This window comes from Frankia sp. CeRuru1 (assembly GCF_977966315.1).
The window spans coordinates 15,273-22,730 of sequence record NZ_CDWWEW010000033.1 but is presented as its reverse complement, the minus strand read 5'-3'; the positions used below and the strand labels follow the sequence as shown (position 1 = coordinate 22,730).

The window sequence follows — 7,458 nt, the reverse complement described above, 5'->3', positions numbered from 1 at the left end:
TCTAAGTCGGGCGGTCTGTTCGTGCTGACCACGCCCCCACACGGCCGCGGTCCCGTTCTCGGAGACGACGTAACTGTGCTGGAAACTGGTGACCGGGCTGGTAAGCCGCGGCAGCACACAGGAATCCCCCGACCGGGCATGCCGGCTCGGCAGGGCGATGATCGCCTTGCCGTCGGCCGCGTGCAGCGCGCCGACGACGAAGTCGGACTGCCCACCGAAGCCGGAGTAGATGCGGTTGCGGATCCAGGACGCGTTCGCCTGCGCATACAGGTCCACCTGCAGCGCGGTGTTGATCGAGGTCATCCGCGGCTGCCGGGCGATGACCCCCGGGTCGTTCACGATCTCGGTGCGTACCAGCAGCAACCGCGGATTGCGGTGCGCCCACGAGTAGAGCTCGGCCGACCCGAACAGGAACGAGGTCCGCAGCGGTGTCCCGGCGGCCAGCGCGCCGGAGGCTTCGAGCGCGAGCATGCCATCGGAAAAGGTCTCGGTCCACACGCGCAGATCCCGCCGGTCGACGAGGGCCGACAGCGTGGCGTTCGGGACACCGCCGATGCCGAGCTGCAGGGTCGCCCCGTCCTCGACGAGCGCGGCGACCCGCTCGCCGATCTGCCCGCGGACGTCGTCGACGAGCGTGACCGCGGGGCTGGCGAGCGGCTGCTCCACCTCCACGGCGAGGTCGACGTCGTCGATGCTCAGTTCACCGTCGCCGAAGGTGTAGGGCATCGACGGGTTGAGCTGGGCGACCGCTAGTCCCCCGCGCGCGCGGGCCGCCTCGACCGCGGCCGGCAGGATGTTGACTTCGGTGCCGAGCGAGACCTTCCCTCCGTCGGGCACGCTGGTGTGCAACACGACGACGTCGGGCCGGTGGGTGGTCGCGAGCAGGCGGGGTACGAGGCTGAGCCGGTTGGGCAGGTAGTCGAGGCCAGGCACGTTGCGCATCGCCGGGCCGACGAACGCGGTCTCCGGCGTCACGCCGTCGCGCTCCGGCACGCCGCCCTGAGCGTTGATCATGAAGAGGCGGTATTCACTCACCACCGCGTCGATCACACGCAGCGCGACGAGCGGGGTAGCGAAGTTCCCCGCCGCCACGACCCGCGGCGTGGCCGACCGCCATCGGCCAGGACCGGCTACCCCAGGACCGGCTACCCCAGGACCGGCTACCCCAGGACCGGCTCCACCGCCCGCACCGGAGCCTGCGGCGAGATGGGTCTCGACGCGGCGACCGAACTCCGCCTCGCTGACGATATCCATACCCGCATGGTGGCGTATCCGGTGCGCGGCCGGCGAAGAATGGTCATCACCTCATCCCGCGGCTCATGCCGGCCCAGGCCCGGTCGGTTATCGTCTTGAGAACATGGAGTCCGAACGGGACCTCGCCTCCGCGGACGAAGGGACCTCCGATCTGGCCGGCACCGCACCGCCGCCAGGACCGCCGGGACCGCCGGGAGAGCTGATCTTTCCCGCGGTCGCTCGGCTCGAGCTCGACGAGCTTCTCGCCCAACTGGTGGACCGGGCCCAGGACGTTCTGGCCACTCAGAGCCGGCTGCACGGCCTGCTGCGAGCCAACCGGATGATCACCGCCGACCTCAGTCTCGACGTGGTGCTACGGCGCATCGTCGAGTCCGCGTGCGAGCTGGTCGACGCCCGCTACGGCGCGCTCGGGGTAATCTCCCGCGACGGTCGGCTCGAACAGTTCGTGCACGTCGGGATGGACCCGGGACTCGTCGAGACGATAGGGCGGCTGCCCCGGGGAGACGGCGTGCTGGGCCTGCTCATCGCGGAACCGCAGCCGGTGCGCCTCGACGACATCGCCGACCACCGCCAGGCGGTCGGTTTCCCCCCGGGCCACCCACCGATGCGGGCCTTCCTCGGGGTGCCGATCCGGGTCCGCAACGAGGTCTTCGGCAATCTCTACCTCACCGAGAAACGCGGCGGTCGGGTGTTCACCGCGGAGGACGAGGAGCTGGCGCTCGCGCTGGCCGCGAACGCCGGTGTGGCGATCGACAATGCCCGGCTGTTCGGGGAGGCCCAACATCGCCAGCAGTGGTCGCAGGCGTCCGCCGACATCACCCGGCATCTGCTCGCCGACGGCGACGACCCGCTGGAACTGATCGTCCAGCGGGCCCGCGACGTCGCCCGCGCGGACACGACGGCGCTGGCTCTCGGGTCGGAGACGGCGACCGAGCTGTCCTTCGACGTCGCCGCCGGGCAGGACGCGGACCTGCTACGGGGCCGGCGGGTACCGATAGAGAGCTCGCTGGCCGGCCACGCGGTACGCGACCATGCGCCGCTGGTCGTCGCCGACGTCCGCGAACTGGCCGAATCCGAGCTCCACGACCTCGACATCGGGCCAACGATGATCGTTCCGCTGATCACGTCACATGTCACGTCCGGGGCGCTGATCCTCGCCCGGCGCCGTGGCGGTGACCTGTTCACGGACGCGGACCTGGAGCTGGCGGCCGCGTTCGCCGCGCACGTCGCGCTCGCGCTGGAACTCGCCCGCTCCCGGGCCGCACGCGGCCGGCTGTCCCTGCTGGAGGACCGCGACCGGATCGCCCGCGACCTGCACGACCACGTGATGCAACGCCTGTTCGCGGTGGCGATGGGCCTGCAGGGCCTCGCGGCCAGCGAGGAGCGGCCCACCCGGGCGGAGCGGATGAACACCTACGTGGAGGATCTCGACGAGACGGTACGGGAGATCCGCCACACCATCTTCGAGCTGCGGGGCCGGGCGGCACCGGCCACGGGCAGCGGCCTGCGGGCGCAGATCCTGGGCGTCATCGACGACATGACCGGCGCGTTCGGCTTCACCCCGCGGGTCCGGCTGGACGGACCGGTGGACACGATGATCGGTCCCACCCTCGGCGACCATCTGATCGCGGTCGTGCGTGAGGCGCTGTCCAACGCCGCCCGGCATGCCAAGGCGGGCAGTGTCGAGGTGACCGTGACCGCCGCGAGCGGCGCCGTCACCGTCGACGTGGTGGACGACGGGGTCGGCATCGGCTCCACCACCCGCCGCAGCGGGCTGGCGAACATGCGGGCCCGGGCGCAGGACCTCGGCGGGACCTTCGAACTCGGCCCGGGCCCCGACGGCGGCACCCAGCTGCGCTGGTCGGTGCCGACCAGCTGACCCGTCCGCAGATCCGCCAGCCGACGGATCTCACGGATTCGTCACGGATTCGTCACAGATCCGCGACGGATCTCTGCGTTCCCGGCGGGAGCTCAGGGAGTCGCCGTCTTCTCCCCGTCCAGGAAGAGGTCGACGCGCTCTTCGTAGAAGCAGACCAGCCCGGCGATCCGGGCGCTCTCCGGGAACGGGGTCCGGTAGGTCCAGACGAGATCGGGGTACGTCTTCCCGTCGATCTCGACCGAGTAGTACTCGGCGTGCCCCTTGTAGGGGCAGCTGGTCCGGGTGTCCGAGGGGCGGAGCAGGTCCTGCCGGGCGTCGGTGAGGGGAAAATAGTAGCGGGGCGGCAGGCCCGTCTCGAACAGGATGACGGGTCTGCGCGAGTCCGCGACGGTCACCCCGTCAACCTCGACCCGCACGTGCCGGGAGCTGGCGAGAGCGTCCACCCGGGTGTACGGGCTGCGCGGATGGACGTAGATCGGCTCGTCCTCCTCGAACCACCCGTCCATCGCGTTCCAGTCGAAGCGGACCAGGTCGCGCAGCCCCTCCAGCGGTGACTGCGGGTAGGACCAGGCCGCCTCGGGGGCGGTCGTCCCCGCCACGACGACGTCGTAGTAGACCGCCTCCCCCCGACTCGGCGAGTGCTCCACCCGCCCGGTAGGCGCCAGGGTCGCGCCGACGTCCGCCCTCGGCAGGTAGTACACAGGATGGTGGGGATTTTCCCAGACCAGCGCCGGGCGCGCCGTATCCGCGACCAGCTGGCCGCCCAGATACGCCCGCACCCGCTTGCGGCCCTGTTCGAGCCGAACCCGCCCTCGTGCCTCGGTCGTCATCCGCTCGCCTCCCGTCCTCGCATTCAAACGGGTCCCTCCCGGGACCGGTTGCTTCTCTAGGCCAACCGGCGCGGCGCCCCGCGCCTTCCCGCCCCCGTGTCACCGGGAAGCACGCGGGCACGTGACAACCAGGAAGAACTCATCCGAGGAGAGCTCGTCGGACGGAGGCCGAGATGACCACCACAAGAACCTGGACCGTGCAGATCTCCCTGACGGAGCAGGACGGCCGTACCCAGGCGGACGCGGCCCTGCACGGCAGCGCCCGCGACGATCTACACGGGACGGGACAGGCCCGGCTGCACCCCGGGGAACCCGACGTTCCCGAGATCGGGGACGAGGTGGCCGCCGCGCGCGCGTTGTCGGAGCTGGCACACCGCCTGCTCGACGCGGCCGCCGAAAATATCCAGGCGGCGATAGCGGGACCCGACCGGACCATGTGATCGTCGTCCGCCGCCGGCGGAGCCAGTGGAGCCAGTGGAGCCGGCAGAGCCAGTGGAGCCGGCGCCGCCCACCGCCCGGATATGGCCAAACCCGGCTGAACCCCTCATCCGGGAGCATGAAACCATTCGTGTTACTTTCCGTGCTATGCCGGACCCTGCTCGCCGGACCGCTCGAGGAGAGGCGGGAAGTGACCGCACCGCACCTGCAGAACGACTCCGCCGACCCCGTGCGGGTGCTTCCGCCCCGGCTCGACCCGCGGGGATCGAGGTCCGGCCGGTCGGGATCCGGGTCGGCACGCGGCGGGCGGTCGGCGAGGCGTCGCGGGTTGCTGGTGTTCCTGGCCTTCGTGTCCTGCATCGTGTTCGTGGCCACGGTGGGGGGCTGGGCCGCGTACTTCTATGTCGACGGCAAGGTCAACCGGATCGACCTCGGCCTCGGTTCGAGCGGCGACTCCGGCGGAGTGGGGAGCGCGAACTACCTGCTGGTCGGGACCGACAGCCGGGCCGGTACTGACGGTAAGTACGGGAACGCGCCGGGCCAGCGCTCCGACACGACGATCCTCGCGCACCTGGCGAAGGACGGGACCACCACGATGGTCTCGTTCCCCCGTGACATGTACGTGCTGATCCCCGAGTACACCGACGACGCCGGCAAACACCACAAGGCCTGGCACGATAAGTTCAACGCCGCGATCTCCGTGGGCGGCCCGTCGCTGTTGGTGCGGACGGTGCAGAGCCTGACCGGCCTGCAGGTCGACCACTACCTCTCGATGGACCTGGCGGGCTTCAGGGCAATCACCGACGCCATCGGCGGTGTCCAGGTCTGCATCAAGCCGTCGGGCACGGAACCGAGCCGCTACCAGGACGACCGCGGGCGGTGGCGGGTGAGCACGAACACCAACGACCCGATGAGCGGATTCGTCGGCGGGCCGGGGACGATCCAGCTCGGCGGCGACCAGGCCCTGGCCTTCGTCCGCCAGCGCCACGGCCTGCCGGACGGCGACTTCGACCGCATCCGCCGGCAGCAGCAGTTCATCGGTGCGATGTTCCGCAAGATCATGACAGGCGACACCCTGACGAACCCGGTCAAGACCGAGAAGCTGATGTCGGCGGCGGCGAGCGCGCTCACCCTCGACGACCACACCAGCATCGCCGACCTGCGCAGCCTCGGGACCCGAGTCCGCGGGCTGGCCACCGGGGGCCTCCAGATGCAGACCGTGCCCGTCCACGCGCCGACCCGTGCCGAGGGGGCGCTCGACGACAACGGCAACATCCTCCTGCACGGAGTCCCGGCCTCCGTGCAGTTCTACCGGCCGGACGACCTGCAGCGCATCGTCGCGCCGATGGGTGGCAAGGTCGAGGGCGCGAGTTCTACCACCGACGCCGGGAGCAGGGGGACCGGTCCGGCGCTCGCTCCCGGCGCCGCCGCCGCGCCCTCCCAGGTCCGGGTCGCCGTCTACAACGGCTCGTCGCGGGCCGGACTCGCGTCCAAGGTCACCGAGCAGCTGACCGCCAAGGGCTTCCACGCCCGCAACGCCGGCAACGCCTCGGTCCTCACCCACGAGACCTCCCGGGTGGTCTACGCCCCCGGGCAGGAGGCCAAGGCGAACACTGTCGCCGCGGCAGTGCCCGGCTCGGTCCTGCTCGCCGATGCGAGCATCACCGGTGTCCAGCTCGTCCTGGGCTCCGGCTTCACCGCGGTGGTGACGCCGAGTGTGACGGCCAGTGGGACCGCACCCACGCCGGCGGCACCAGCGGCCGGACCAGCGCCGCCGGGAGCGCAGGTGGGTGCGCCCTCGCCGGGCGCACCCACCTGCACCTACTGATTCTCCTGGTCCCGCCGGTAGAGTCCCACCGGCCCACGGGACCGCGGTCCGCCCGCGTGGCTTGCACTACTCTTCCGGGGTGTGCACGTCTTCCGGGGTGTGCACGGATGGCCGCCTCCTCTGGCCGCGGTCGGGGGTCGGCCAGGTCGCTCCCCCAGCTCCACCCCGCACAGCCAAGGCCGAGCCTCCGGCCGGCGTCCCTCCCGGAGAGGAACTCACGTGCAGATCACGGATTCAGTCGCCGTGGTGACCGGCGGGGCTTCCGGCCTCGGCCTTGCCACCGCCACCCGGCTTGTCGACGCTGGTGCCAGCGTGGTCCTCCTCGACCTCCCGTCCTCGAACGGCGCGGCGGTCGCGGAGAAGTTCGGCAGCTCGGTGCGATTCAGCCCCGGCGACGTCACCTCCGAGCAGGACGTGACGGCAGCTCTGGACGTGGCGGCCGAGCTGGGCCCGCTGCGCATCGCCGTCAACTGCGCCGGCATCAGCAACGCCGCCAAGACACTGAGCAAGGAAGGGCCGTTCCCGCTGGCCATCTTCGAGCGGGTCGTCAAGGTCAACCTGATCGGCTCGTTCAACGTCATCCGGCTCGCGGCCGAGCGGATCAGCAGGACCGAGGAGATCGACGACGAGCGTGGCGTCATCATCAACACCGCGTCCGTGGCGGCGTTCGAGGGCCAGATCGGGCAGGCCGCCTACTCGGCGTCCAAGGGCGGCATCGTCGGCATGACGCTGCCGATCGCCCGCGACCTCGCCAGTCTGAAGATCCGCGTGGTGACCATCGCCCCTGGCCTGTTCGACACCCCGCTGCTCGCCTCGCTGCCGGAGCCGGCTCGTGTCTCCCTCGGCCAGCAGGTCCCGCACCCCTCCCGCCTGGGCTCCCCCGACGAGTACGGCCTGCTCGCAACCCAGATCATCGCGAACCCTATGCTCAACGGCGAGACCATCCGCCTCGACGGTGCCATTCGGATGGCACCCCGCTGAACGGGTTCACAGCGCCGCGAGCTGCTCGGCGAGGCGCGCAATCGAGGTCTCGGCGTCAAGCAGCCGCTGGCGGGTCTTTTCGACCACGGCGACCGGCGCGCGGCCGGCGAAGTTCGGGTTGGCGAGCTTCGCGGCGACCTGCTCCTTCTCCCTGCCGGCCTCGGCCAGCAGCTTGCTCAGCCGCGCCCGTTCGGCCGCCGTGTCAAGCGCGCCGGACAGGTCCAGGGCCACGCTGACCGATTCCAGGG

Annotated in this window: 7 protein-coding genes; 4 read left to right on the top strand and 3 right to left on the bottom strand. The window is 71.0% G+C overall.

The window, feature by feature from the left end; translation table 11 throughout:
- On the bottom strand, window positions 1-1,254 hold a 1,254-nt coding region (locus AC08OP_RS04440), incomplete at its 3' end, for an acetyl-CoA hydrolase/transferase family protein (protein WP_476613022.1).
- A 103-nt stretch (window positions 1,255-1,357) separates the two neighbouring features.
- Here AC08OP_RS04440 and AC08OP_RS04435 point away from each other — a divergent pair.
- Window positions 1,358-3,133, top strand: a complete 1,776-nt coding sequence (locus AC08OP_RS04435; RefSeq protein ID WP_476613021.1) for a sensor histidine kinase — start codon at window positions 1,358-1,360, stop codon at window positions 3,131-3,133.
- A 92-nt stretch (window positions 3,134-3,225) separates the two neighbouring features.
- Here the strand turns inward: AC08OP_RS04435 and AC08OP_RS04430 are convergent, their stop codons facing one another.
- The gene (locus AC08OP_RS04430) at window positions 3,226-3,963 is read right to left on the bottom strand and encodes a DUF427 domain-containing protein (protein WP_476613020.1); all 738 of its coding nucleotides are present in this window, start codon (window positions 3,961-3,963) and stop codon (window positions 3,226-3,228) included.
- Between the two features lie 173 nt (window positions 3,964-4,136).
- On the opposite strand from AC08OP_RS04430, the gene AC08OP_RS04425 reads away from it, so the two are divergent.
- The 3 genes from AC08OP_RS04425 (at window position 4,137) to AC08OP_RS04415 (ending at window position 7,210) form a co-directional block, all read left to right on the top strand.
- Entirely contained in the window at window positions 4,137-4,403 is a 267-nt protein-coding gene (locus tag AC08OP_RS04425) for a DUF1876 domain-containing protein (RefSeq protein ID WP_476613019.1), read from the top strand.
- Between the two features lie 188 nt (window positions 4,404-4,591).
- Window positions 4,592-6,229 carry an LCP family protein gene (locus tag AC08OP_RS04420; RefSeq protein WP_476613018.1) on the top strand — a complete coding sequence of 546 codons (1,638 nt, stop codon included), beginning with the start codon at window positions 4,592-4,594 and terminating at the stop codon, window positions 6,227-6,229.
- Window positions 6,230-6,448: 219 nt separating this feature from the next.
- Window positions 6,449-7,210, top strand: a complete 762-nt coding sequence (locus AC08OP_RS04415) for a 3-hydroxyacyl-CoA dehydrogenase (RefSeq protein ID WP_476613017.1) — start codon at window positions 6,449-6,451, stop codon at window positions 7,208-7,210.
- Window positions 7,211-7,216: 6 nt separating this feature from the next.
- Here AC08OP_RS04415 and AC08OP_RS04410 read toward each other — a convergent pair.
- On the bottom strand, window positions 7,217-7,458 hold a 242-nt coding region (locus tag AC08OP_RS04410), incomplete at its 5' end, for a hypothetical protein (protein ID WP_476613016.1).

Coding starts and splice junctions, on each gene's coding strand:
- AC08OP_RS04435 (WP_476613021.1), top strand. CDS start 1,358: ATGGAGTCCGAACGGGACCTCGCCTCCGCGGACGAAGGGACCTCCGAT.
- AC08OP_RS04425 (WP_476613019.1), top strand. CDS start 4,137: ATGACCACCACAAGAACCTGGACCGTGCAGATCTCCCTGACGGAGCAG.
- AC08OP_RS04430 (WP_476613020.1), bottom strand. CDS start 3,963: ATGACGACCGAGGCACGAGGGCGGGTTCGGCTCGAACAGGGCCGCAAG.